General features: G+C 62.9%; 27 protein-coding genes. All 27 read left to right on the top strand.

All coding sequences use genetic code 11. The features are described from left to right. Positions 1-427 (top strand): HD-GYP domain-containing protein (locus BN1120_RS20265; RefSeq protein ID WP_042017751.1); only part of this gene is annotated, 427 nt, incomplete at its 5' end. Between the two features lie 390 nt (positions 428-817). Then, positions 818-1186 carry an ArsR/SmtB family transcription factor gene (locus BN1120_RS20270; protein ID WP_041215593.1) on the top strand — a complete coding sequence of 123 codons (369 nt, stop codon included), beginning with the start codon at positions 818-820 and terminating at the stop codon, positions 1184-1186. Positions 1187-1270: 84 nt separating this feature from the next. Beyond that, positions 1271-2335, top strand: a complete 1065-nt coding sequence (gene arsB / locus BN1120_RS20275) for an ACR3 family arsenite efflux transporter (protein WP_042017753.1) — start codon at positions 1271-1273, stop codon at positions 2333-2335. A gap of 51 nt (positions 2336-2386) precedes the next feature. Next, positions 2387-2812 (top strand): glutaredoxin-dependent arsenate reductase, encoded by a 426-nt coding sequence (gene arsC, locus BN1120_RS20280; protein WP_089503660.1) that lies wholly within the window; start codon positions 2387-2389, stop codon positions 2810-2812. A 103-nt stretch (positions 2813-2915) separates the two neighbouring features. Next, positions 2916-3692, top strand: coding sequence for a beta cell expansion factor BefA (befA, locus tag BN1120_RS20285; RefSeq protein ID WP_041212621.1), 777 nt, complete (start codon positions 2916-2918; stop codon positions 3690-3692). A gap of 379 nt (positions 3693-4071) precedes the next feature. After that, positions 4072-4389, top strand: a complete 318-nt coding sequence (fliE, locus tag BN1120_RS20290; protein WP_029314161.1) for a flagellar hook-basal body complex protein FliE — start codon at positions 4072-4074, stop codon at positions 4387-4389. Positions 4390-4444: 55 nt separating this feature from the next. Next, positions 4445-6145 (top strand): flagellar basal-body MS-ring/collar protein FliF, encoded by a 1701-nt coding sequence (gene fliF / locus BN1120_RS20295; protein ID WP_010673916.1) that lies wholly within the window; start codon positions 4445-4447, stop codon positions 6143-6145. Further along, positions 6138-7199: a flagellar motor switch protein FliG gene (gene fliG, locus BN1120_RS20300; protein ID WP_010673917.1), complete on the top strand. Its 1062-nt coding sequence runs from the start codon at positions 6138-6140 to the stop codon at positions 7197-7199. Before fliF ends, fliG begins: the two co-directional genes overlap by 8 nt. A 70-nt stretch (positions 7200-7269) precedes the next feature. Then, the gene (fliH, locus tag BN1120_RS20305; protein ID WP_042017757.1) at positions 7270-8073 is read left to right on the top strand and encodes a flagellar assembly protein FliH; all 804 of its coding nucleotides are present in this window, start codon (positions 7270-7272) and stop codon (positions 8071-8073) included. 74 nt (positions 8074-8147) lie between these two features. Further along, on the top strand, positions 8148-9479 hold the full coding sequence (gene fliI / locus BN1120_RS20310; protein WP_029314163.1) for a flagellar protein export ATPase FliI: 1332 nt from the start codon (positions 8148-8150) through the stop codon (positions 9477-9479). A gap of 16 nt (positions 9480-9495) precedes the next feature. After that, the gene (fliJ, locus tag BN1120_RS20315; protein WP_039039911.1) at positions 9496-9936 is read left to right on the top strand and encodes a flagellar export protein FliJ; all 441 of its coding nucleotides are present in this window, start codon (positions 9496-9498) and stop codon (positions 9934-9936) included. Positions 9937-10023: 87 nt separating this feature from the next. Continuing rightward, a complete protein-coding gene (locus BN1120_RS20320) occupies positions 10024-11943 on the top strand; it encodes a flagellar hook-length control protein FliK (protein ID WP_042017758.1) in 1920 nt (639 codons plus the stop codon). Positions 11944-12000: 57 nt separating this feature from the next. Further along, on the top strand, positions 12001-12507 hold the full coding sequence (gene fliL / locus BN1120_RS20325) for a flagellar basal body-associated protein FliL (RefSeq protein WP_010673922.1): 507 nt from the start codon (positions 12001-12003) through the stop codon (positions 12505-12507). Between the two features lie 10 nt (positions 12508-12517). Then, the gene (gene fliM / locus BN1120_RS20330; RefSeq protein ID WP_010673923.1) at positions 12518-13591 is read left to right on the top strand and encodes a flagellar motor switch protein FliM; all 1074 of its coding nucleotides are present in this window, start codon (positions 12518-12520) and stop codon (positions 13589-13591) included. Between the two features lie 42 nt (positions 13592-13633). Further along, positions 13634-14029 (top strand): flagellar motor switch protein FliN, encoded by a 396-nt coding sequence (gene fliN, locus BN1120_RS20335; protein WP_010673924.1) that lies wholly within the window; start codon positions 13634-13636, stop codon positions 14027-14029. Then, complete coding sequence (gene fliO, locus BN1120_RS20340; RefSeq protein WP_010673925.1) at positions 14026-14409, top strand: flagellar biosynthetic protein FliO; 384 nt, start codon at positions 14026-14028, stop codon at positions 14407-14409. The genes fliN and fliO overlap by 4 nt, the downstream gene beginning before the upstream one ends. Further along, positions 14396-15154, top strand: a complete 759-nt coding sequence (gene fliP, locus BN1120_RS20345) for a flagellar type III secretion system pore protein FliP (RefSeq protein ID WP_010673926.1) — start codon at positions 14396-14398, stop codon at positions 15152-15154. Before fliO ends, fliP begins: the two co-directional genes overlap by 14 nt. A 122-nt stretch (positions 15155-15276) precedes the next feature. Continuing rightward, positions 15277-15546, top strand: a complete 270-nt coding sequence (gene fliQ, locus BN1120_RS20350) for a flagellar biosynthesis protein FliQ (protein WP_010673927.1) — start codon at positions 15277-15279, stop codon at positions 15544-15546. A 91-nt stretch (positions 15547-15637) separates the two neighbouring features. Further along, on the top strand, positions 15638-16435 hold the full coding sequence (gene fliR, locus BN1120_RS20355; protein ID WP_010673928.1) for a flagellar biosynthetic protein FliR: 798 nt from the start codon (positions 15638-15640) through the stop codon (positions 16433-16435). 74 nt (positions 16436-16509) lie between these two features. Beyond that, on the top strand, positions 16510-17640 hold the full coding sequence (gene flhB, locus BN1120_RS20360; protein ID WP_010673929.1) for a flagellar biosynthesis protein FlhB: 1131 nt from the start codon (positions 16510-16512) through the stop codon (positions 17638-17640). 329 nt (positions 17641-17969) lie between these two features. Further along, positions 17970-20072 carry a flagellar biosynthesis protein FlhA gene (gene flhA / locus BN1120_RS20365; RefSeq protein ID WP_010673930.1) on the top strand — a complete coding sequence of 701 codons (2103 nt, stop codon included), beginning with the start codon at positions 17970-17972 and terminating at the stop codon, positions 20070-20072. A gap of 16 nt (positions 20073-20088) precedes the next feature. Further along, positions 20089-21585 (top strand): flagellar biosynthesis protein FlhF, encoded by a 1497-nt coding sequence (gene flhF, locus BN1120_RS20370; RefSeq protein ID WP_042017760.1) that lies wholly within the window; start codon positions 20089-20091, stop codon positions 21583-21585. 1 nt (position 21586) lies between these two features. Next, the gene (locus BN1120_RS20375; protein ID WP_010673932.1) at positions 21587-22462 is read left to right on the top strand and encodes a MinD/ParA family protein; all 876 of its coding nucleotides are present in this window, start codon (positions 21587-21589) and stop codon (positions 22460-22462) included. Further along, positions 22455-23174: an RNA polymerase sigma factor FliA gene (locus BN1120_RS20380; protein WP_041212632.1), complete on the top strand. Its 720-nt coding sequence runs from the start codon at positions 22455-22457 to the stop codon at positions 23172-23174. Before BN1120_RS20375 ends, BN1120_RS20380 begins: the two co-directional genes overlap by 8 nt. Positions 23175-23296: 122 nt before the next feature. Further along, positions 23297-23668 carry a chemotaxis response regulator CheY gene (gene cheY, locus BN1120_RS20385; RefSeq protein ID WP_425278782.1) on the top strand — a complete coding sequence of 124 codons (372 nt, stop codon included), beginning with the start codon at positions 23297-23299 and terminating at the stop codon, positions 23666-23668. 12 nt (positions 23669-23680) lie between these two features. Beyond that, on the top strand, positions 23681-24421 hold the full coding sequence (locus tag BN1120_RS20390; protein WP_010673935.1) for a protein phosphatase CheZ: 741 nt from the start codon (positions 23681-23683) through the stop codon (positions 24419-24421). A gap of 11 nt (positions 24422-24432) precedes the next feature. After that, a partial coding sequence (locus tag BN1120_RS20395) for an Hpt domain-containing protein (protein ID WP_042017761.1) occupies positions 24433-25299 on the top strand: 867 nt, incomplete at its 3' end.

Below are 25299 nucleotides of genomic sequence, written 5' to 3' on the forward strand. Positions count from 1 at the left end.
CATCCTGCTCAAGCCGGGCAAGCTCACGGCCGAGGAGTACGGGGTGATGAAGACCCACCCCTTCAAGGGGCGGGAGATGATCGCCCTGATGATCCGCGAGTTCGGCCTCGACGGCATCCATCACACCGACATGCTGGAGAACATCATCGCCTACCACCACGAGCGTTTCGACGGTCAGGGTTACCCGGAAGGACTGGCGGGGGAGGCGATCCCCCTGGAAGCCCGCATCGTCGCGGTGGCGGATGTGTTTGACGCCCTTACCAGCGAGCGACCCTACAAGCAGGCCTGGCCCCTCGAAACGGCTTTTGAATACCTCAAGACCCATGCCGGCAGCCAGTTCGACCCTGTCTGCGTCGCGGCGGCGCTGCAAAGCCGGGAGGCGTTTTGTGCCATCCACCGGCAATATCGGGATCCCGTGATCACCTGATTGCGCCCCTCTCTCCTCCCCGGTTTCTCCCGGATTCCCCAGGCCCCGTCATCTGACGGCGGGGCCCTGGGGCCCTCTCTCGTTTCATCGCCTTTAGGTGCATCCGGCGCCGGGGTTGTTCTGCGGCATTGCGGCTTTGCGGCGAGGCAGGGCGCCGCGGTGAGCGGGGCGGCCAACGGGAGGATTGTCCGGGGTAAGGTCATAAGAGTGCCTTATAAAGAGAGGCCAGATATTAGTAGTATGACTGACATGAGGCCGCTAGTGGGCACGACATGGCCGGGGCGGCGCCTCTGGTGGCCCGTCCCGCCGAGATGCCGACTCGGTGGTGACACTTTGATCATTTCAATAATTCTTGTATAGTTGAAATGAAGCATCCAAGGGGGGAGACCCATGAACAAAGAGATGGCCACCAAGGTCTTTGAATCGCTGGCTTCCGGGATCCGGCTCGAGGTGTGGCGGCTGCTGGTCAAGGCCGGGCTGGAGGGGCGGGTCGCGGGGGAGCTGGCTGGCGAGCTCGACATCGCTCCCAATACCCTCTCGTTTCACCTCAAGGGGATGCTCAACGCCGGGTTGCTGTCGGTGGAGCAGGAGGGGCGTTTTCTGCGCTATCGCGCCAACATCCCCCTGATGCTGGGGGTGATCGCCTACCTCACCGAGGAGTGCTGCGCCGGTCATCCCGAGGCGTGCGGCCTGCTGCCCGCCGGGCCCGGCAGCGCTTCCCGCGCCGAGGGGTCGTCGCCCTGCTGCGGCGAGTCGTAACGGGCCAGGGCTGTCTATGCCCATGTGCCGTGTCATTCATCTATTCAACCTGGGGTGCGAGCGTGGATCGCACCGGGAGTCATCATGTCTGCAAGCTGTGAGGCCAAGGCAGCCCCTGCCATCGGCTTTTTTGAACGTTATCTGACCGCCTGGGTCGCCCTCTGCATCCTGGTGGGCATTGGTCTGGGGCAGGGGTTGCCGAGTCTCTTCAAGGCCATCGGCGCCATGGAGGTGGCCAGGGTCAACCTGCCGGTGGGGCTGCTTATCTGGGTGATGATCATCCCCATGCTGCTCAAGATCGACTTTGGCGCCCTGCACCAGGTGAAGGGGCACCTCAAGGGAATCGGGGTCACCCTCTTCATCAACTGGCTGGTCAAGCCCTTCTCCATGGCCTTCCTCGGCTGGCTCTTCATCCGGGTGCTGTTTGCCGACTGGCTGCCGGCGGATCAGCTGGACAGCTACGTGGCGGGCCTCATCCTGCTGGCGGCGGCCCCCTGCACCGCCATGGTGTTTGTCTGGAGTCGCCTCACCAACGGCGATCCCTACTTCACCCTGTCGCAGGTGGCGGTGAACGACCTCATCATGGTGTTTGCCTTTGCCCCGCTGGTGGCGCTGCTGCTCGGGGTCTCCAGCATAGTCGTGCCCTGGGATACCCTGCTCACCTCGGTGGTGCTCTACATCGTCATCCCTGTCATCCTCGCCCAGCTGCTGCGCAAGGCCTTGCTGAGAAAGGGGCAGGCCCATTTTGACGGCGTCATGACCCGCATCCAGCCCTGGTCGGTGGCGGCCCTGCTGCTCACCCTGGTGCTGCTGTTCGCCTTCCAGGGCAACGCCATCATGGAGCAGCCGCTGGTCATCGCCCTCCTGGCGGTGCCCATCCTGATCCAGGTGCTGTTCAACTCCGGGCTCGCCTACTGGCTCAACCGCAAGGTGGGGGAGAAGCACTCGGTGGCCTGCCCTTCCGCCCTGATCGGGGCCTCCAACTTCTTCGAGCTGGCGGTGGCCGCCGCCATCAGTCTGTTCGGCTTTCACTCCGGCGCGGCGCTCGCCACCGTGGTCGGGGTGCTCATCGAGGTGCCGGTCATGCTGCTGGTGGTGCGCATCGTCAACGCCAGCAAACCCTGGTACGAGGCGGGGCTAAGGCGCTAACGGATGGCGGCTAACCCATTTCTATTCACTTGAGTCATGAGAGACAGGCAAATGAGTGCAATCACCCTCTATCACAACCCGGAGTGCGGTACCTCCCGCAACACCCTCGCGCTGATTCGCAACAGCGGTGTGGAGCCCACCATCATCCACTATCTGGAGACGCCCCCCTCCCGCGACGAGCTGGTGGCCCTGATCGCCGCCATGGGCATGCCGGTGCGCGATCTGCTGCGCAAGAACGTGCCCCCCTACGAGGCGCTGGGGCTGGCAGAAGATCGCTTCAGCGATGACGAACTGATCGATGCCATGCTGGCCCACCCCATCCTCATCAACCGGCCCATCGTGGTCACCCCCCTCGGCACCCGGCTGTGCCGCCCGTCGGAGGTGGTGCTCGATATCCTGCCCGACCCGCAGCAAGGGGCCTTTGCCAAGGAGGATGGCGAGCAGGTGGTGGACGGCCAGGGTAAACGGCTTCGTTGAGCCCCTGCGCGTCAGCGTCTGACCCGCGCCGGGGGGATGCCCTTAACGGGCAGGCGCCAGATCTGCTACTGTGACCTTCGACTCATCACAGAGGGTGGAAACAATGAAGATTCGATTCCTGGTGATAGCCACGGCACTGGCGCTGGCCTCAACCCCCGGTCTGGCCGACTGGGCAAAGCTGAAGGAGGCCGCCTCCGAACTCGGTACCGCGGTGAGCGATACCAGCAAGGAGGCGTGGAAGGGGATCACCGATTTTTCCAAGGAGACCTGGGAGTCGGTGTCCAGCTGGGGGGCCGAGGCCTACAACAAGGCGGGGGCCTGGACGGCAGAGAGCGCGGCCACCGGCAAGGAGTGGCTGACCGCCGCCGACAAGAAGCTCGACACCATGCTCGAGCCCAAGACCCCGGAGGAGGCGAGAACCGCCCTCGATACCATGGCCGATACCGCCCTGGTGCGGCTGTTCAACGAGCAGCCTTCGGCCAAGTTGCTGTTTGACAAGGCTTATGGCTATGCGGTGTTCGACTCGCGCAAGTTCTCCCTGATGATCCACACCAATCAGGGGGCCGGGGTCGCCGTCAATCGCACCAGTGGCAAGCACACCTACATGAAGATGTTCGGTGCCGGTCTTGCGGCCGGGATCGGCGGCAAGTTCTACCAGCAGGTGATCCTGTTCGAAGACAAGGCGAGGTTCGATGCCTTCGTCAGCAAGGGGTGGGAAGCCACCTCCGAGGTGGGCGCCGTGGCGGGCAAGGAGAGCGCCGAGCTCACCGCCAAATACAATGGCGGCATGGCCATCTATCAGATTGGCGAGAAGGGGCTGTTGCTGGACGCCAACATCTCGGGCTCCAAGTACTGGCTGGATGACGACCTGAACAAGTGATCCCTGCCGATCTGACTCGTTTTTTCTTGGAGGAGATCGAGGTGCACTCTGTTTAATTGTCGGGACTTGCAGTAAAAAGAGGGCCTTGGGCCCTCTTTTTCATGGGCGCCGCACAGAGTCCGGCGACCAGGAGAGCAAGATGACCCATGAGGCCGAGCAGGATCGGATGGCTGCCCACCGCCGGGAGTGGGACAAGCAGAGCATCTACCTGCGGCTGCTGCTGGGCGATCCCCCCGGCTCTACGGCCTGATCCCCGGATGGCCGGTGCCCGCCGGCCTGATCGCGCCCCGCTTTTATCCCTGATCTCGAGATCTCGCTCTGGTTGGCACCTTTATTGCTTCAAGCCAGTCAGTGTCAATGATTTGTCTGGGAAGGGAAGATGGAAATTAGCGCAAGCAGCCTGATGCAAGAGATGCAGGCCCTCAAGGTGGAAGCCGGTGCCACGCCGTTGACCCAGCCCGGTCGTCCGGTCAGTTCGGATTTCGGCCAGATGCTGCAACAGGCCCTGGACAACGTCAACGAGTTGCAGGGCACCGCCAACGATCTGCGTACCCGCTTCGATCTCGGCGACAAGTCGGTGGATCTCTCCCAGGTGATGATCGCCGGCCAGAAATCCTCCATCGCCTTCGAGGCGACGGTGCAGGTGCGCAACAAGATGGTCGATGCCTACAAGACCATCATGAACATGCCGGTGTAACTCGGGCCCATGGCGACCGAGCATCATGAACATGTCAGCAATAAGGACATAAACCGTGGCAACTGATCAAAACGGCGATCTGCTGATCAACAACGAGGGGGCGGCCGCCCTCGACGAGCACGAGCAGAAGAGCTCGGCGCTGGGCTTCCTGTCCAACACCGATGTGTTGCGCCAGATCACCCTGATCCTGGGGCTGACCATCTGTCTGGCCATCGCCGTCTTCATCCTCTTGTGGGGCAAGGAGCCGGAGATGCGTCCCCTCGGCACCTTCACCACCCAGGAGCTGGTCTCCACCCTGGATTACCTGGATCAGCAGAAGATCCCCTATCAGGTGGATGGCAAGAGTGTGCTGGTCAGTGCCGAAAACTATGCGGACATCCGGTTGCGCCTGACCCGCGCCGGTCTGGCCAACAACAGCGACGCCAGCAACGACGGCGAAGCCATCCTGCTCAAGGACTCCAGCTTCGGCGTCAGCCAGCGCATGGAGAGCGAGCGCCTGAAACTGAGCCGTGAGCGCCAGCTGGCGAGCGCCATCGAGCAGTTCCAGAACGTCGCCAAGGCCCAGGTGCTGCTGGCTATCCCGAAAGACAACGTGTTTGCCCGCAACGAACGCAAGCCCAGCGCCACCGTGGTCCTGAGCCTCAAGGGCAACGCCCTGGGCCAGGGTGAGGTGGACTCCATCGTCGACATGGTCGCCTCCGCCGTTCACGGTCTGGAGCCGACCCGCGTCACCGTGACCGACCAGAACGGTCGCCTGCTCAACTCCGGCTCCCAGGATCCCCTCTCTGCCCAGACCCGCAAGGAGTTTGCGATGCAGCAGAAGCAGGAGCTCGAATACAAACAAAAAATTGACGCCATCCTGATCCCGGTGCTGGGGGCCGACAACTATACGGCGGAGGTGGATCTCTCCCTCGACTTCTCCCAGCAGGAACAGACCCGCAAGACCTACAACCCGGACCTGCCGGCGGTGCGCTCCGAAATGACCATGGAAGAGAACAGCGCCAGCGGCAGCAACGGCGGGGTGCCCGGCGCCCTCTCCAACCAGCCGCCCGCCGCGTCCAACATTCCCGAGCAGGCTGCCGGCGCAGAAGGAACCGCCTCTTCCGGCCGTTCCCGCAAGGAAGCGACCCGCAACTTCGAACTGGACACCACCGTCAGCCACATCCGGCGCCAGCAGGGCGGCATTCGCCGCATGACGGTGTCGGTGGCGGTGGACTACAAGGCCATCCCCGGCGCCGACGGTGCCGTGACCCGGGAAGCCCGCAGCCAGGCCGAACTCGATACCCTGCGCCGTCTGCTGAGCGGCGGTCTGGGCTTTGACGTGACCCGGGGGGATACCCTGGAGGTGGTCGCCATTCCGTTCAACCGCCCGGAACTCGAGACCGTGGCCGACATCCCTCTCTACGAGCAGCCCTGGTTCTGGCGCGCGGTGCGCATCGCCGCCTCCGTGCTGGTCATCATAGTGCTCATCGTCACCGTGGTGCGGCCCATGCTCAAGCGCCTGCTCTACCCGGACGCCAAGCCGGAAGGGGAGCTGGACTTCGACAACCACACCGTGCTGGGTGGTGACGACGAACTGAGCCTGCTGGCCGCCCAGGCCGAGGCCGAACCGGTATTCGGTCTGCGGGATGGTCAGCTCAAGCTGCCTGACCTGCACCGTGACGAGGATCTGCTCAAGGCCGTGCGCGCCCTGGTAGCGAACGAACCTGACCTGGCCGCCCAGGTCATCAAAGAATGGGTAACCAAAGATGCCTGAAGAGAATAAAAGCCAGGTCACCGGCAACGACATCACCGAAAGCCAGCGTTTGATCCTGGATCAGATGGGGGGCATGGAGATGGCGGCGGTGCTGATGCTGAGCCTCAACGAGGAGGACGCGGCCCAGATCTTCCGCCACCTCGAGCCCAAGCAGGTGCAGCGGCTCGGCATGTCCATGGCCTCCATGTCGGATTTCAGCCACGATCGGGTGGCGGCGGTGCATCGTCAATTTATCGACGACATCCAGAAGTACACCAACATCGGCATCGGCAGTGAAGACTTCGTGCGCAAGGCCCTGGTGGCGGCGCTCGGGGAGGACAAGGCCAGCAACCTGGTGGATCAGATCATCCTGGGGTCAGGTGCCCGCGGCCTCGACTCCCTCAAGTGGATGGATGCCCGCCAGGTGGCCAGCATCATCCAGAACGAGCACCCGCAGATCCAGACCATCGTCCTCTCCTATCTGGAGCCGGAGCAGTCCGCCGAGATCCTGAGCCAGTTCCCGGAGCAGGTGCGCCTGGATCTGGTGATGCGCATCGCCAACCTCGAAGAGGTGCAACCGGCGGCGCTGCAGGAGCTCAACGACATCATGGAGAAACAGTTCGCCGGTGCGGCCGGTGCCCAGGCGGCCAAGATGGGCGGCCTGAAGGCGGCGGCCAACATCATGAACTACCTGGACACCAACATCGAAGGGCAGCTGATGGACTCCATCCGCGAGTCGGACGAGGAGATGAGCCAGCAGATCCAGGATCTGATGTTCGTGTTCGAAAACCTCATCGACGTGGACGATCGGGGCATCCAGACCCTGCTGCGGGAAGTGCCCGGGGATCTGCTGCAACGGGCCCTCAAGGGGTCGGACGACCAGATGCGGGAAAAAGTATTCAAGAACATGTCCAAGCGGGCCGCCGAGATGCTGGCGGACGACCTCGAGGCCATGGGGCCGATCCGTGTCTCCGAGGTGGAAGCCGCCCAGAAGGAGATCCTCTCCACCGCGCGCCGCCTGGCGGATGCGGGCGAGATCATGCTGGGGGCGGGTGGTGGCGAAGAGTTCCTCTAAGCCATGGGCCATGGAATGTGCGATGATGTCGGCCCCTGTACCCGGCCCTCGATAGGAGTCTCTTCGGCACATGAATGACAAGAACAGCAAACTGCGCGGCTATCTGAGGCCCGAGTCCGACACGGCGCAGATTGAGACCTGGGGCTGGCCAGAGATGGAGACCGAAGCCGAGGTCGAGACCAATGCCCTGGGGCTGGCTCCTGACTGGTATCGTCAGGAGCAGGCCGATGCGGCCCTGCCGGAAGAACAACCCGAAGAACCCGCCCCCAGCATCACCGCCGAAGAGGTGGAGGCGATTCGTCAGGCTGCCTGGGAAGAGGGGATGCGCGATGGGCGCGAGGCCGGTTTTGCCAAGGGGTTGGAAGAGGGCAAGCTCGAAGGCTTGCAGCAGGGCCACCAGGCCGGGCTGGAGCAGGGCAGGGAAGAGGGACTCGCCATGGGGCGGGAGCAGGTGGAGCTGGAGATAGCCCGCTGGCAAGCCCTGGTCTCACGCCTGGCCACTCCCCTTGGCGAGATGGACGAGGCGGTGGAGCAGCAGCTCATCGCCCTGGTGCAGCAGCTCGCCCGCGCCCTCATCCGCCATGAGGCGCAAACTTCCCCCACGCTGCTGCTGGAGGCCCTCAAGCAGGGGTTGACCCTGCTCCCTGCCGCCGAGCAGGGGGTCACCCTGATGCTGCACCCGGAGGACGTGACCCGGGTAGAGGCCGCCTTTGGCGCCGAGGAGTGCGCCAGGCGCCACTGGCGGCTGCAAAGCGAGCCCACCTTCTCCCCCGGCGATCTGCAACTGGCCACCGAGCTTTCCAGCATCGATCTCACCCTCTCCGGGCGCATCGATCAACTGCTGCGCAATTTCCTGCGTGACAACGCGAGCTGAGCCATGGCCCGGTTCGAACCCGTCGTGCAGCGTCCTGCTGACGGCATCATCAGGCACTCATCGTCGGAGGCGACATGACGGCACCCCTTCTTGATCGGCTTAAAGGCTACCGGGTTCGCGAGCAGGCCCCCATACCGCCGGTGGCGGGCAAGCTCACCCGGGTGGTGGGGTTGACCCTGGAAGCCATTGGCTGCCGCGCCGCCATCGGCTCCCTGTGCCGCATCGATACCCAGGATGGGGCCCTGGAGGCCGAGGTGGTGGGGTTTGCCGGGGATCGCCTGTTCTTGATGCCGAGCGAGCAGCTCAAGGGGGTTATTCCCGGCGCCCGGGTGGTGCCCGTCACCGAAGATCACGGCATTCCGGTGGGCATGAGTCTGCTTGGCCGGGTCATCGACGGCATCGGCCAGCCCCTGGACGGGCTCGGTCCCATCCTCTCGTCCCAGACGGTGCAGTTCGCCCAGCACCGCATCAATCCCCTGGCCCGTCGCCCCATCCATCAACCCATGGACGTGGGGGTACGGGCCATCAATGCCGTGCTCACCGTGGGCCGGGGTCAGCGCATGGGGCTGTTCGCCGGCTCCGGTGTCGGCAAATCCGTGCTGCTTGGCATGATGACCCGGGGCTCGGTGGCGGATGTGGTTGTGGTGGGCCTCATCGGCGAGCGGGGCCGGGAGGTGAAGGAGTTCATCGAGGAGATCCTCGGCGCCGAGGGGCGCGAGCGCGCCGTGGTGGTGGCCGCCCCTGCCGATGCCTCGCCGCTGATGCGCCTCAAGGGGTGCGAGACGGCGCTCGCCATCGCCGAGTATTTCCGCGAGCAGGGGCTCAACGTGCTGCTGCTGATGGACTCCCTCACCCGCTACGCCCAGGCACAGCGGGAAATTGCACTGGCGGTGGGGGAGCCGCCGGCCACCAAGGGCTATCCCCCCTCGGTGTTTGCCAAATTGCCGGCGCTGGTGGAGCGGGCCGGCAACGGCAGCGACGGCCAGGGCTCCATCACCGCCTTTTTCACCGTGCTGACGGAGGGGGACGATCTGCAGGATCCCATCGCCGACGCGGCCCGGGCGATCCTCGATGGCCACATCGTGCTGGCGCGGGAGCTGGCGGATGCGGGCCACTATCCGGCCATCGACATCGAAAAATCCATCAGCCGGGTCATGCCCATGGTGACCTCACCGGAGCACATGGAGCTGGCGCGCACCTTCAAGCAGTTCTACTCCCTCTACCAGCAGAACCGGGACCTCATCACCATCGGCGCCTACAGCCAGGGATCGGATCCGCGCATCGACCGGGCCATCATCCAGAAACCCTATCTGGATCAGTTCTTGCAGCAGAAAATGCGCGAGGTCATTCACTACGATGAAGGCCTGCAATCCCTGCAACTGGTGGCCATGCCCCTGATGCGTTGACCGGTGGAGAGCCCTTATGAGTAAAGGATTGACGTTGCTGGCGAGCCGGCTGGAGGAGGCCGAACAGCAGGCCGCCATGGCGCTGGCCAAGGCCCAGCAGGATCTCAAGCTGTTCATGGATCAGCAAAACGCCCTCAACCAGTACCGCCAGATCTACCACCAGCAGTGGACGGAGCGCGGTCTGCAGGGGATCAGCCCCCAGCAGAACAGCCAGTATCACGCCTTCATCAACAAGCTCGAAAACGCGGCGACCCAGCAGTACCAAGGGGTGTTGCAGGTGCGCGAGGCACTGGCCGAGTGCCGCACCCAGTGGCTCGAAGCCCAGCAGCGGCGCAAGGCGGTCGAGCTGCTGCTGGAGAAGAAGGCGGACAAGGTGCGCCAGAAGGCCCAGCGCCAGGAGCAGAAGATGCTGGATGACTACGCCATCCTGCGTCGTTATCACCAATCTGGCCTGTAATTTGCTTTCTTCCAGTCATGCGAGGCCGATGGGCCAAGCCATGACCGCACGTGCGGCCGTCACCGAATCGTCGTCAGGGATCCCAGCATGATACAGACCCCCTTGATTAGCACTCTCCCCCAGGCGCCTTCTGCCGATGGCAGCGCCACCCTGCTGGCTCCCACCGTCGGGGGCGAAGGGGGCGTGCAGCCGTCAGGCGAGGGCAAGGCCGCCTTCTCGCAAGCCATGGCCATGGCCCAACTGATGGGCAAGGCGCCAGCCAGTCAGGGCAATCCACCACTCCAGGGGCCCGCCGAGGGCGCCGGAGAAGGGCTTGCTCCGGCTGCCAAATCTTTGGCGTCTGACGAGCCCGCCACCGAGTCCGCGTCTTCCTCGAAGGGGGCGGACGACGAGGGGGAGCTGCCTCCCGACGACTTCCTGCAACAGTTGCAAGCCTCCCTGCGCCAGGATGTGAGCCTGGTGGTGCCCCCGACATCGCCCGCCATGGCCGGTGAGGCGGCGGCGCCTGTGGACGGCAACCCCTTGCCGCCTGGCGCCGCTGCGCCTGGGATGGCAGAGGGGGTGGGAATGGCAGAGGACGTGGGGATGGCAGAGAGCGTGGAGGCGACAGAGGGGAGCGCCTCTCTGCCGCAGATGGCGCCAGAGCGTCAGCATGAAGGGAACAAAACGAAAGCCATCCCCGGTGCGGCCCAAGGCGCCAGCGCCGTGCCGAGCGGTCAGGGGGCTCTGCCGCTGGGGGCCGAAGAGCCCCCCTTGGCCGATGACACTGCCGTGGCTGACCAAGGCGGAGCGACCCGCCAGCCCATGGCAGGCAAGGGAGCGGAGCCGGATGCCAAGGGGGGTGAGCCCCCTCTCTCGGGTCAGGAGCGTGCCGCCCTGCTCGCCAAAGTAGTGGCAGGAGAAAACGCCCAGGCTCCCACTGTCACCCGGGCTGACTCATCGCAAGAGGCACAGGTGACCGATCCCCTGGCGTCGGCCGGACAGGGGACAACCACTTCCCGTGCCGCCAGCGCCTATGGCGATGGCGTGATCCGGACGGTGGCGCAGGGGCCGGCCCCTGCGGCCGCTCCGGAGTCGGCCCCGCCCGCGACGGCGGCAGGGGCAGAGAAGGACGCCCCTGTCGCCGGTGAGGCCAGACAGGCCGAGGCCGCGAGCGGGCAGGGAGCCCGTGCAGGGGCCGAGCCTGTAGCGAATGCAGGGAGCAGCCAGCCCGTGACGACGGAGGACCCGGCCCCAGTCCAGGCGGCGCCGCAGATCCTAGCTCGTCATGAATCCCAGGGGGCACAGGCCCCCCTGACGGCCCTCTCGGCGGGCCTGGACCAGATGGAGAGCGCCCCCGTGGTGGCCGCCGGCGCGGCCGTGTCGGTGAAGCCCGCCGTGGACAAGTCCCGGCTCGATGAGCTGGGCAAACAGTCGGGGATGGAGGTCAAGGGCAGTGAACCCGCCGAGGGGAGCCAGCCTTTGCATCAGGCCCAGAGCCAGGTCGGCGAGAACCGACCGCTGGCCGAGGCGACCGTCAGACGAGAGCCTCAGAGCCTGCCCCACCTCAAGCTGGCGACCCCTGAGGCCCCCGAGCAGCTGCACCACAAGGTGAACCTGATGCTGGCGGACAAGCTGCAACAGGCGGAGATCCAGCTAGACCCCCTGGGGCTTGGCAAGATGAAGATCCAAATCCAGATGGATGCCTCCAGCCAGGCCAGCGTGCACTTCGTGGTGCAGCATGGCCAGACCCGTGAGATGCTGGAGCAGGCCATGCCGCGCCTGCGCGACATGCTGGCAGGGCAGGGGATCCAGCTCGGCCAGACCGTGGTGCAACAACAGGCGCAGCAGCAAGCCTTCCAGCAGCAGGGGCAGTCATCCTCCCAGGGTCAGTCCGGTTTCGGTGACCAGGGGCGACAGGGGGGAAATGGCGGCGGCAGCGATGGCAGAGAGGCCGAGGGGAGCGCTCGCAACCTCACGCTGCTGGTGGAATCGGCAAACGATGCCGGAATCGATTTCTATGCTTGATGCATTCTTAAGTAAGTTTATGATACCGAACAAGTTTGAGACTAGGGTGGACAAGGGATGGCAGACGATAACGAACTGACGCTGAAGGATCCGGCGGCAGGCAAGAAAAAGAAGCTGATCATGATAGTCGCCCTGGCCGTCGTGCTCCTTGGCGGGGGCGGCGCCGGCGCCTGGTTCATGCTCGCCGGTGGGGATGAGCCCGCTGCCGAAAAGAGCGAGGCCAAGCCGGAGGCGAACACGCCCCAGCCCTCGCTCTATGTGGGCATGCCCCGTCCCTTCGTGTTCAACGTGGCGGGAGGCCAGCGGGATCGGCTGGTGCAGATCAAGATCCAGCTGATGGTGCGCGGCACCGCCGACGAAACCCTGGCCAAACAGAACATTCCCCTGATTGAAGGCACCTTGCTGCGGGTCTTCAGCTCGGCGACCGCCGAACAGCTGATGACCTTCGAGGGCAAGGAGAAGCTGCGTCAGGATTCGCTGGAAGAGTGCCGCCGGGTGCTGAACGACCTGGTCTCTTCTCCCGTAATCGAACAAGTGCTGTTTACCGGCTTTGTCATGCAATGAAAGGTGAAGCGTGAGCGATCTGTTAAGTCAGGACGAGATTGATGCCCTGCTGCACGGCGTCGACGATGTCGAGGAGGAGGAGCTGGGAGCTGCCGGGGATCCCGGTATCGCCCAGTTCGACTTCTCCTCCCAGGACCGCATCGTCCGCGGCCGCATGCCGACCCTGGAGCTGGTGAACGAACGGTTTGCTCGCCACATGCGCATCAGCCTGTTCAACATGATGCGGCGCACTGCCGAGGTCTCCATCAACGGCGTGCAGATGCTCAAGTTTGGCGAATATGTCCACACCCTGTTCGTGCCCACCAGCCTGAACATGGTGCGTTTCCGCCCCCTCAAGGGGACGGCGCTCATCACCATGGAGGCGCGGCTCGTCTTCATCCTGGTGGAGAACTTCTTTGGCGGTGATGGCCGCTACCACGCCAAGATCGAGGGGCGGGAATTCACCCCCACCGAGCGGCGCATCATCCAGATGCTGCTCAAGCTGGTGTTCGAGGACTACAAGGATGCCTGGGCGCCGGTGATGGACGTGGGCTTTGAATACCTCGACTCCGAAGTGAACCCGGCCATGGCGAACATCGTCAGCCCCACCGAGGTGATCGTGGTGAGCTCCTTCCACATCGAGCTGGACGGCGGTGGCGGTGACTTCCATGTGGCCATGCCCTACTCCATGCTGGAACCCATCCGCGAACTGCTGGATGCGGGGGTGCAGAGCGACAAAGGGGATACCGACGTGCGCTGGAGCAAGGCCCTGCGCGACGAGATCATGGACGTCAAGGTGGAGCTCAAGGCCAAGCTGCTGGAGACCGAGCTCTCCTTGCGTGAGCTGATGGAGCTCAGACCCGGGGACATCATCCCGGTGGAGATGCCGGAGAACCTGCTGGTGTTCGTGGAGGACTTGCCCACCTTCCACGCCAAGATGGGGCGCACCAAGGAGAACGTGGCGCTCAAGATCACCGACAAAATCAAGCGCCCTGACGGGGTCAAGACAGAGATGCATCTGGTGACCCGCGGGGGCGTGCGCATTGATGGCGAAGCCGAGCTGGAAGAGCTCGAGCGAAGCATCTCTGACAAACACCCTGATTGATCCTCCCCCCAGGGGAGGTGTTGCAACACTGAGGAATTGAAGATGAGCGGAACCGATGACGAGCAGGATTTGATGGCTGACGCCTGGGCGGCCGCACTGGAGGAGCAGGTCACGGCCGAAGCCAAGCCTGCCCCCCTTGAGGAGTTGAAGGACGAAGCCCCCATCAGCGCCGAAGAGCGGCGCAAGCTGGACACCATTCTGGACATCCCGGTGACCATCGCCATGGAAGTGGGCCGCAGCCAGATCAGCATTCGCAACCTGCTGCAACTGAACCAGGGCTCGGTGGTGGAGCTGGATCGGGTGGCGGGTGAGCCCCTGGACGTGCTGGTCAACGGCACCCTGATCGCCCACGGCGAGGTGGTGGTGGTGAACGACAAGTTCGGTATCCGCCTTACCGACGTCATCAGCCAGATTGAAAGGATCAAGAAGCTCAAATGATCCGTGTGCTTCCGTTGTGGCTGTTTTCCCTGCCTGCCCTGGCCAACCCGGGGGTAGGGGCCAATCCCCCCAGCCTCACCTCCTGGCTGCTCTCCAGCCTGATGGTGATCGGCCTTATTCTGGTGCTGGGCTTCCTGCTCAAGAAGAGCAAGCTTTCCCAGGTGATGGGAGGGGGCCAGATGAAGGTCATCGCCACCCTGCCCCTTGGCTACAAGGAGAAGCTGATGGTGGTCAAGGTGGGCGGCCAGCAACTGCTGGTCGGGGTGACGCCGCAGCAGGTCAACTTCCTCTATCGCCTGGAGGAGCCGCTGGACGAGAGCCAGCCTCAGGCGTTCTCCGAGCAACTGGGCAAACTGATGGGCAAGCATGAAAAACGTTAACTGGACCCGGTGGCTGGCACTGCTCTCCCTGGTGCTCTCGCCCCTGGCGATGGCCCAGGACGGCATGTCGGCACTCACCGTCAAGACCATGGCGGATGGCAGTCAGGAGTACAGCCTGACCCTGCAGGTGCTGGCGCTGATGACCGCGCTCTCCTTCCTGCCGGCCATGGTGATCATGATGACCTCCTTCACCCGGATCATCGTGGTGCTCGGCATCCTGCGCCAGGCCATCGGTCTGCAGCAGAGCCCCTCCAACCAGGTGCTGATCGGCATCGCCCTCTTCATGTCGTTTTTCATCATGTCGCCGGTGCTGGATCGCATCAACAACGAGGCGTTGCAGCCCTATCTGGCCGAGACCATCGGGGCCAAGGAGGCCCTGGAGAAGGCGGAGCTGCCCATTCACCAGTTCATGCTGGCACAGACCCGGGTCAAGGATCTCAATACTTTCATGGAGATAGCGAACGTGCAGGTGGCCGAGCCTGCGGACGTGCCGCTGCGGGTGTTGATCCCGGCCTTTGTCACCAGCGAGCTCAAGACCGCCTTCCAGATAGGCTTCATGTTGTTTCTGCCCTTCCTGGTCATCGATCTGGTGGTCGCCAGTATCCTGATGGCCATGGGGATGATGATGCTCTCCCCCATGCTGGTCTCCCTGCCGTTCAAGCTGATGCTGTTCGTCATGGTGGATGGCTGGAACCTCATTCTGGGCTCCCTGGCCACCAGCTTCGGGCTGGGCTCGGGTGGTTAGGGGAGGGCAGACCCTCCCCCGGCTCTCCCCTTCACTCGGGGAGGGCGCGAGGCCTCTCTTTCTCTCGAAGGAGGAGGCCAGGAGGATGCGGCCCTGGGCAAACCCATCACAAGGAGCGAGCAATGAGTCCTGAAACCTTCGTCGACGTCTTTCGCGAGGCGCTTTGGCTGGTGACCATCATGGTGTGCGCCGTGATCTTGCCGAGCCTGATGGTGGGGTTGGTGGTCGCCATCTTCCAGGCCGCCACCTCCATCAACGAACAGACCTTGAGCTTCCTGCCCCGTCTGGTGGTCACCCTGCTGGCCCTGGGAGCGGGGGCCCACTGGGGATTGCAGAGTCTGATGGACTTCTTCCAGCTGATGGTGAGCCAGATCCCCGAGGTGGTGGGTTGATGCCAGCCAAGGGCCACTCTTTTGCTCTGGCCGAGGCAGACCGGGGCCTGCGTCCTCCCGTTGGCCTGTTCCTGCCGGGAGTGCCGCTGTCATGACCTACACCACGGCGCTCATCATGGAGTGGCTCTCCTCCATTCTCTGGCCCCTGGCCCGGGTGAGCAGTCTCCTGATGGTGATGGCGGTCTTCGGCAGCCGGCTCGCCCCCGCCCATATCCGCATCGGCCTGGCGCTGGCGATCACCCTCATCATCGCCCCCCTGCTGCCCCCCATGCCGAAGATCGAGCTCTTCTCCCTCGGCAGCTTCCTGGTGCTGGGGCAGCAACTGCTCATCGGCATCGCGCTCGGCCTCATGACCCAGTTCCTGCTGGAGACCTTCGTGATGGCGGGTCAGGTCATCGCCATGCAGACCAGCCTGGGCTTTGCCACCCTGGTGGATCCCATGAACGGCCAGTCGGCTCCCGTCGTGGGCCAGTTCTACCTGATGCTGGCGACCCTGGTGTTTCTCGCGGTGGACGGCCACCTGCTGATGCTGCGCATGGTGGTGCTGAGTTTCGAAACCCTGCCGGTATCTGACAGCGGGCTTACCCTGCCTGCCATCCGCAGCCTGGTGAGCTTTCTCGGGGTCATGTATCAGGCTTCTCTGGTGATGGCGCTTTCGGCCATCATCGCCCTGCTGCTGATCAACTTCGCGTTCGGGGTGATGACCCGTGCGGCCCCCCAGCTCAACATCTTCAGCATCGGCTTTGCGGTGAGCATGATGTCGGGCCTGTTCATCCTCTGGCTCACCATCGGTGGCTTCATGGGACACTTCGACGCGCTCTGGGAGCGGGTGCAGGAGACCAGCTGCGAGCTCATCAACGTCCAATGCTTCGGGGGCCAGCATGACTGAGGCCCTCCCGGTTGCGGTCCTTCTGCCGCCAGTCTGGCGGGCCGCCAGTCGGCTGATGCCGGCAGGAGGCCAGCATGGCTGATACCGATCAGGAACGCACAGAACAACCCACGGGCAAACGACTGCAACAAGCCCGGGAAAAAGGGCAGATTGCACGTTCCAAGGAGCTGGGTACCGCCAGCGTCCTGCTGGCGACCGTGTTCGGCCTCCTGATGATCAAGGAGAGTCTGGCAGGGGCCATGATCAAGGTGCTCACCATGGGCTTTACCCTGGACCGGGATCAGGCGTTCGACCCCAATGCCATGGGGGCCATGGTGCCCGCCCTGCTGGGGGAGCTGATCCAGCCTCTGGGGCTGCTGTTCATGCTGGTGATCATCGCCGCCTTCGTCGGCAACACCCTGCTCGGCGGGATGAACTTCTCCTCCGAGGCCATGCTGCCCAAGTGGAGCAAGCTGAGCCCCCTGAGCGGCATCAAAAGGATGTTCGGGGTGCAATCTCTGGTGGAACTTGTCAAATCCATCGCAAAAGTGGTGTTTATCAGTCTGTTTGCCTGGTGGATGCTGTCGAGCCAGTTCAACCATCTGCTGAATCTCTCTCTTGAGGGCTTTCCCGGCGGCATCGTCGATGCCCTGGACCTGCTGCTCTGGATGCTGATCATCCTCTGCTGCGCCCTGATCCCCATTGTCGCCATCGATGTGCCGTTCCAGAGCTGGAACCACAATCGCCAACTCAAGATGACCAAGCAGGAGATCAAGGACGAGTTCAAGGACAGCGAAGGCAAGCCCGAGGTCAAGGGGCGGATACGCCAGTTGCAGATGCAGATGGCCATGCGCCGCATGATGGGGGATGTCCCCAAGGCCGATGTGATCATCACCAACCCGACCCACTACTCGGTGGCGCTCAAATACGATGCGGGCAAGCCGGGGGCGGCGCCCAAGGTACTGGCCAAGGGGGTCGACGAGGTGGCGATGAAGATCCGGGAGATCGGGCGCGAATACGACATCCCCGTCATGTCCTCCCCGCCGCTCACCCGGGCCCTTTACCACGCCACCGAGATTGGCCAGGAGATCCCGGAGGGGCTCTTCGCCGCCGTCGCCCAGGTGCTGGCCTATGTCTATCAGCTCAAGAAGTTCCGCCGTGGTCGCGGCCGGCGCCCGACCCCCATCGCCACGGATCTGCCCATTCCACCCGAGTTTCGCAAATAGCGCAGTGGAGGCAGCCTGATCCCGTGTGCTCTCCCTTGTGCCCCCCGCGTTTCGCAAATAAAGCGGTGGGATGGCCCCACCATCCGATCTCTCCCTTGTGTCGCAAACAAGGCCGCAATCTCCCTGTCGAGGCGCGTCGCCTCGCCCCATGGCCTGGGCTGGCCTTTGGCCTGCTTGGTGAAGGCCGCTTCCCCCTGTCACCATTCCCCATGACGCCAACGACGGACTTCTGACAGCGTTAAAATAAAAACCATATAGATCAATGAATTGAATCCTTGGCTTGATATTTGCTTTAATCCGTCATTGGCAGTTTATCATTGAGAAGCACGATGGGATTCAAAGCGGGACTGGGCCGTTTCAAAGAGTACAAGTGGCTGCTCAGCAGAGGGGTAGGGACGCCGCTGCTGGTATTGGCCTCTCTGGGGATGGTGGTACTCCCCATTCCGCCCCTGATGCTGGATATCCTCTTCTCTTTCAACATCGCCCTCTCCATCGTGGTGCTGCTGGTGGCGGTCTATACCCGCCGCCCCCTGGAATTTGCCGCCTTTCCCACCGTCTTGCTGATCGCCACCCTGCTGCGGCTCGCCCTCAACGTCGCCTCCACCCGGGTGGTGTTGCTGGAAGGCCACAACGGCAGCGCGGCGGCAGGCCATGTGATCGAGGCGTTCGGCAACGTGGTGATCGGCGGCAACTATGCCGTGGGCATCATCGTCTTCATGATCCTGGTGATCATCAACTTCGTGGTGGTCACCAAGGGTGCGGGCCGGATCTCCGAGGTGAGCGCCCGCTTCACCCTTGACGCCATGCCCGGCAAGCAGATGGCCATCGATGCGGACCTGAACGCCGGTCTCATCAACCAGGAAGAGGCCAAGAAGCGCCGTCAGGACGTGACTCAGGAAGCGGACTTCTACGGCTCCATGGACGGTGCCTCCAAATTCGTGAAGGGGGATGCCATCGCGGGCATCATGATCCTCTTCATCAACATCATCGGCGGCTTCATCATCGGCATGATGCAGCACCAGCTCACCTTCGGCGAAGCGGCCCAGGTCTATACCCTGCTCGCCATCGGTGACGGTCTGGTCGCCCAGATCCCCTCGCTCCTGCTCTCCATTGCCGCGGCCATCATCGTCACCCGTCAGAATACCGACCAGGACATGGGGACAGCGGTACTCGGCCAACTGTTCGAAAATCCCAAGGCGCTGGTGATCTCCGCCGGCATCCTGCTGATGATGGGCAGCGTACCCGGCATGCCGCACCTGGCTTTCCTGAGCCTGGGGGCGGTGGCGGCGGCGGGCGCCTGGTGGCTGCTGCGCCGCGAGAAGCAGAACAAGGCGAAGGCGGCGAGCGGCGAACTCATGCCGGCCCAGGGGGATGCCCCGGTGGAGCAGAAGGATCTCAGCTGGGACGACGTCATGCCGGTGGACATCATCGGCCTGGAGGTGGGTTATCAGCTGATACCTCTGGTGGACAAGAACCAGGGGGGAGAGCTGCTCAACCGGATCAAGGGGGTGCGCAAGAAGCTCTCCCAGGAGCTGGGCTTTCTGGTGCCTGCCGTCCACATTCGTGACAACCTGGATCTTGCCCCCAACCAGTACCGCATCACCCTGATGGGCGTGAGCACGGGGGAAGCCACCGTCTATCACGACAAGGAGATGGCCATCAACCCGGGGCAGGTGTTCGGCCAGATCCACGGTATCGCTACCCAGGACCCGGCGTTCGGGCTGGAGGCGGTCTGGGTCGCCAAGGAGCAGGTCTCCCAGGCCCAGACCCTTGGCTACACCGTGGTCGATGCGGCCACCGTGGTGGCTACCCACCTGAGCCAGATCCTCTCCAACCATGCGGCGCTGCTGCTGGGTCATGACGAGGTGCAACAACTGCTCGACATGATAGGGAAGCATCAGAGCAAGCTGGTGGAAGGACTGGTTCCCGAGGTGATCAGCATGGGCAACCTGGTGAAGGTATTGCAGAATTTGCTCAATGAAGGCGTGCCAATTCGCGATATGCGCACTATCCTGCAGACCCTCGTGGAATATGCGCCCCGCAGCCCGGACCCGGAAGTGCTGACCGCAGCCTGCCGGATCGCCCTGCGCAGATTGATTGTGCAGGAGATTGCCGGCCCCGAGCCCGAGCTGCCGGTGATCACCTTGTCACCAGAACTGGAACGTATATTGCATCAATCCCTGCAAGCAGGTGGGGGAGATGGCGCCGGTATCGAACCGGGACTGGCGGAGCGGATGCAACGCTCCCTGGTGGAAGCCACTCAACGACAAGAACTGGAAGGCCAGCCGGCCGTGCTTCTGACATCGGGGATATTGCGCAATACCCTGGCGAAATTTGTCAAGAATGCCATTCCTGGATTACGCGTGCTGTCCTATCAGGAAGTGCCTGACGACAAGCAGATCCGCATCGTCAGTGCGGTGGGACAGGGCTAGTTAGCGGAGATGACGGGTGAAGATTAAGCGGTTTTTTGCCAAAGACATGCGCACGGCGCTGGCCGAGGTCAAGGAGACTCTCGGACCCGATGCCGTCATCATGTCCAACAAAAAGGTCACCGGTGGGGTGGAGATAGTCGCGGCCGTCGATTATCAATCCCAGGTACCGGGGCCTAAAGACGCGCCGGTTCGCCGTCAGTTGAATGAAGAGAGCGTCAATATCTCGTCTGCGGGCAAGCAGATGACGAGGTCGGCGCCACCCAAGGAACAGAACGAATACTACGCCGATACCCTGGCGGCCCTGCTGGCACGCCAGCAGAAGCTCAATCCGGCCAACCCGGCGGGTGGCAATGGCGCCCCGGGATCATGGTCTGGCAACGGAGGTAACGGTCAGCCAGCTTCGGCCTCCTGGCCCGCCAATGGCGCTGCCGGCACCCAGTCCGCCGGACTGGCGGGCGCGGCCAGTGCTCCCAGAACCCTGGCCGAACAGGGCCAGTGGGGCGCCGCTCCCGAGTCCGCCAAGCCCAAGGCCCGTCCTGCCGCCGCCCCGCGCCAGGCCCAGTCCGCCCAGCGGGATCAGGAGATGGAGGGGATGCGCAAGGAGATGGCCAGCATCCGCAAGCTGCTGGAGCACCAGATCTCCGGCCTGATGTGGCAGGAGGTGGAACGCCGCGAACCCATGCGCGCCCTGCTCATCAAGGAGCTCAAGAAGATGGGGTTTGACGACGCCTTCGCCGATCAGCTGGCGGGCCTCATCCCCGAAGACATGCCGATCCATCAGGCCATGGCCCAGCTGGCCGAGGTGCTGACGGCCCAGCTCAAGATCAGCGAGGACGAGATCCTGCGTCAGGGAGGGGCGGTGGCCCTGCTCGGACCGACCGGGGTGGGCAAGACCACCACCATCGCCAAGCTGGCGGCCCGCTTTGCCATGAAGTATGGCGCCGAGCAGGTGGCGCTCATTACCACGGACAACTACCGGATCGGGGCCCACGAACAGCTGCAGACCTATGGTCGCATCATGGGTTGCCCGGTGCGGCAGGTGCGGGACGCCGAAGAGCTGGCCAGTGCCCTCTATCAGTTCCGCCATCGCCGGCTGGTGCTCATCGACACCGCCGGGGTGGGTCAGCGGGATATCCGCCTGACCGAACAGCTCGACACCCTGGTGAAGAATGCCAAGGTGCGCATCCGCAGTTATCTGGTCATGTCGGCCACCTCCCAGCGACGTGTGATGCAGGAGGCGGTGGATCACTTCCGGCGCATTCCGCTCTCCGGCTGCATTCTGACCAAGCTCGACGAGAGCCTGAATCTGGGTGAAGTGATCAACGTGTGCATTCAAAACGCCCTGCCCATCAGTTACATCACCGACGGGCAACGGGTGCCGGAAGATATTCAAGTTGCCAACGCGGCGCTGCTGGTCGGTGCCGCCATGGGGTCGCTGGAACGGGAAGCAGAAGATCCCTATTTCTGGGGATCGGGTTTTGGCGAATCCGAAGATTCGGAGTTTTATGAGTAACATGTATATGGATCAGGCGAGTGGTCTGCGCAAAATGCGTCAAAACAATCGAGTGAAAGTGATCGCCGTGTCCGGAGGCAAGGGGGGCGTCGGCAAGACCAACGTGACCCTGAACGTGGCGGGAGCCATGGCCGCCCAGGGCAAGCGGGTGTTGGTGCTGGACGCCGACCTTGGCCTGGCCAACGTCGACGTCATGCTGGGGCTGAGGGTGCATCGCAACCTCTCCCATGTGCTGGCGGGGGAATGCACCCTGGATGACATCATCGTCGAGGGGCCCTACGGCATGATGATAGTGCCGGCCACCTCGGGTACCCAGTCCATGGTGGAGCTCTCCCCGGTACAACATGCCGAGCTCATCCGCGCCTTCAGCGAGATGAAGACCCAGGTGGACGTGTTGCTGGTGGACACGGCGGCGGGGATCTCCGACATGGTGCTGAGTTTCACCCGTGCCGCCCAGGACATCATGGTGGTGGTGTGCGATGAACCCACCTCCATCACGGATGCCTACGCGCTCATCAAGATCCTCTCCAAGGATCACGGTGTGTTCCGCTTCAAGGTGGTGGCCAACATGGTCCGCTCCCTGCGCGAGGGGCAGGAGCTGTTCGCCAAGCTGACCCGGGTCACCGACCGCTTCCTGGATACCTCCTTGGAGCTGGTGGCCTGCGTGCCTTACGACACCAACCTGCGGGCCGCGGTGCGCAAGCAGAAACTGATAGTTGAGGCGTTTCCAAAATCCCCTGCCGCCCTGGCATTTCGTGCCCTGGCGAACAAGGCGGCGAGCTGGCCCATCCCGAATCAGCCGGGCGGCCACCTCGAATTTTTCCTGGAAAACTTGTTGCAAAAGCCGGTCATAACACAGGAAGACTCCCGTGAATAAAGCCCAAGCATACTTGCGTCATCAGGATTCCTACGTGCTGGTCGAGCGACACGCTCCGCTGGTCAAGCGGATTGCCCAGCATTTATTGGCTCGCCTGCCAAGCAGTGTCTTGCTGGATGACCTGATCCAGGCAGGTATGATTGGGCTGCTCGAAGCTTCCCGCAACTTTGACGGCAGCAAGGGCGCCAGCTTTGAAACCTATGCCGGCATCCGCATCCGTGGTGCCATGCTCGACGAGATCCGCCGCGGAGACTGGGTGCCCCGCTCGGTGCACCGCAACAGCCGTGCCATCGCAGAAGCGATCGAGAACGTGGAGCAGGCCCATGGCCGGGATGCCAGAGACACCGAGGTGGCCGCCAATATGGGGGTGTCCCTCGGGGAGTACCATGCCATGCTGCAGGATGTTTCCTGCGGCAAGATCATCGGCATCGAGGATCTGGGGGTAAGCGAGGATGTCATCGGTCATCCCGATGACGGCAACGGTCAGGGAGGATTCGACGATCTGGCGGCCGAACGCTTCCAGGGGGCCCTGGCGGAGCACATCGCCCGCCTGCCGGAGCGGGAGGCGCTGGTGCTCTCCCTTTATTACGATGAAGAGCTGAATCTGCGCGAGATCGGTGAAGTATTGAGTGTGAGTGAGTCTCGGGTGAGCCAGATTCATAGTCAGGCCATGCACAGGCTGCGCGCCCGTTTGCGAGATTGGAATTTATAAGTGGTTGTACTGGCTACACTGGAGCACAACTCTAAGGCATAATCCGCACCATAAAACCTGCGATCTGCATCATGTAAGTGAGCCGTCTTGGCGGCTATTTAGGAGGAACTTTGGACAAGAACATGAAAATCCTCATCGTCGATGACTTTTCAACGATGCGCCGGATTATCAAGAACTTGCTGCGTGACCTGGGATACAACAATACCCATGAAGCAGACGATGGCAACACGGCGTTGCCGATGCTGAAAAATGGCGACTTCCAGTTCGTGGTCACCGACTGGAACATGCCTGGCATGCAGGGCATCGACCTGCTCAAGGCGATTCGCCTCGACGACAAGCTCAAGCACCTGCCGGTTCTGATGGTGACTGCCGAAGCCAAACGCGAGCAGATCATCGAAGCCGCCCAGGCCGGGGTCAATGGCTATATCGTCAAGCCGTTCACCGCTGCCACCCTCAAAGAGAAGCTCGACAAAATCTTTGAACGTATCGGCTAAGGAGCGGCAGGGATGAAGGCCAAAACGAGTGCCATGATCTCGCTTGACCAGGCAAGGATGCTGGTTGCCCACCTGGAGCGGGAAGAGTTTGAACAGGCCGATACCATCCTCGCCGATGTGTGCGCCCCCAACGCGGCGGCCCTGTTTGACAAGGTGGGGCAGCTGACCCGCCAATTGCACAACTCATTGCAGGATTTTCGCCTGGATCCCAGGATCCCCGACCTGGCCACCCATGAGATCCCGGATGCCCGGGAGCGTCTGAGCTATGTCATCGACATGACGGACAAGGCGGCCAATCGCACCATGGATGCGGTCGAGGCAAGCCTTCCCATCGCCGATCGACTCAACGACAACATTCAGCTGGTCATGCCCAACTGGAATGCCCTGATGAGCCGGGATCTCGAGCTGGGTCAATTCAAGGCGCTGTGCCATCAACTGAATGATTTTATTAAGGCTTCTGAGACGGATGCCGATAAGTTACGACAACTGCTGACGGAAATTCTGATGGCTCAGGATTTCCAGGACCTGACCGGTCAGATGATCCGCAAGGTGATCAAACTGGTGCAGGAAGTTGAAACGAAGTTGATAGAGATGCTGACCATGTTCGGTGAGGGCGTTAGCGACAATTCGGCACGTAGCCTGCCAGCGAGCGGCATCGAGGCGGAAGGCCCCATCATGAACCCGCAGACCCGCTCAGATGTGGTCAATGGTCAAGATGATGTGGACGATCTGCTGTCTAGCCTGGGATTCTAATGGAGTGACGCATGGCCTTCGAAGTTGATGAAGACATACTGCAAGACTTTTTGGTCGAAGCATCAGAAATATTGGAACAGTTGTCTGAACAACTGGTCGACTTGGAAAAGCGGCCCGATGACAAGAACCTGTTGAACGCCATCTTCCGCGGCTTCCACACCGTCAAGGGGGGAGCGGGCTTCCTCTCCCTCACCGAACTGGTGGATGTCTGTCACGGTGCCGAGAACCTGTTCGACATGCTGCGCAACGGCAAGCGGACCCTCAGTGCCGAGCTGATGGATGTCATCTTGCAGGCGCTGGATGCCATCAACGTCATGTTTGCCCAGGTCCAGAACCGCGAAGAGATAAGCCCCGCCTCTCCCGATCTGCTGCACGATCTGCACGAGCTGTGCAAGCCGGAAGGGCAGGAGCAGCTGCGTACCGCCAGCGTGGCGGCCCAGCCAGAGCCAGAGCCTGAGCCCGAACCCGCACCAGAACCCGAGGTCATCGCCGAGGTGGCGCCTGTCGCCGTCAATGGCGGTGGCTCCATCGACGAGATCTCCGCCGATGAATTTGAACGCCTGCTCGATGAGCTGCACGGTGTCGGCAAAGCGCCAACGGTCTCTGCCGCCCCCGTGCTGAGCGGTTCAGGTGACATCACAGACGACGAATTCGAAGCCCTGCTCGACCAGCTCCATGGTCAGGGCCAGCACGGTGGTGCCCCCGATCTGGCACCTTTGCAGTCGGTCCAGAAAGAGGTGGACGAGCTCATCGACGACGACGAGTTCGAGCGCCTGCTGGATGAACTGCACGGCCGTGGCCAGGCGCCCCAGCACAGTCTGGCACCTGCTCCTGCGCCTGCTCCCGAACCCAAGGCCCCGGCCCCCGCTGCCCCCGCT

The sequence above is a fragment of the Aeromonas caviae genome (assembly GCF_000819785.1).
Taxonomy (GTDB): Bacteria; Pseudomonadota; Gammaproteobacteria; order Enterobacterales; family Aeromonadaceae; genus Aeromonas; species Aeromonas caviae.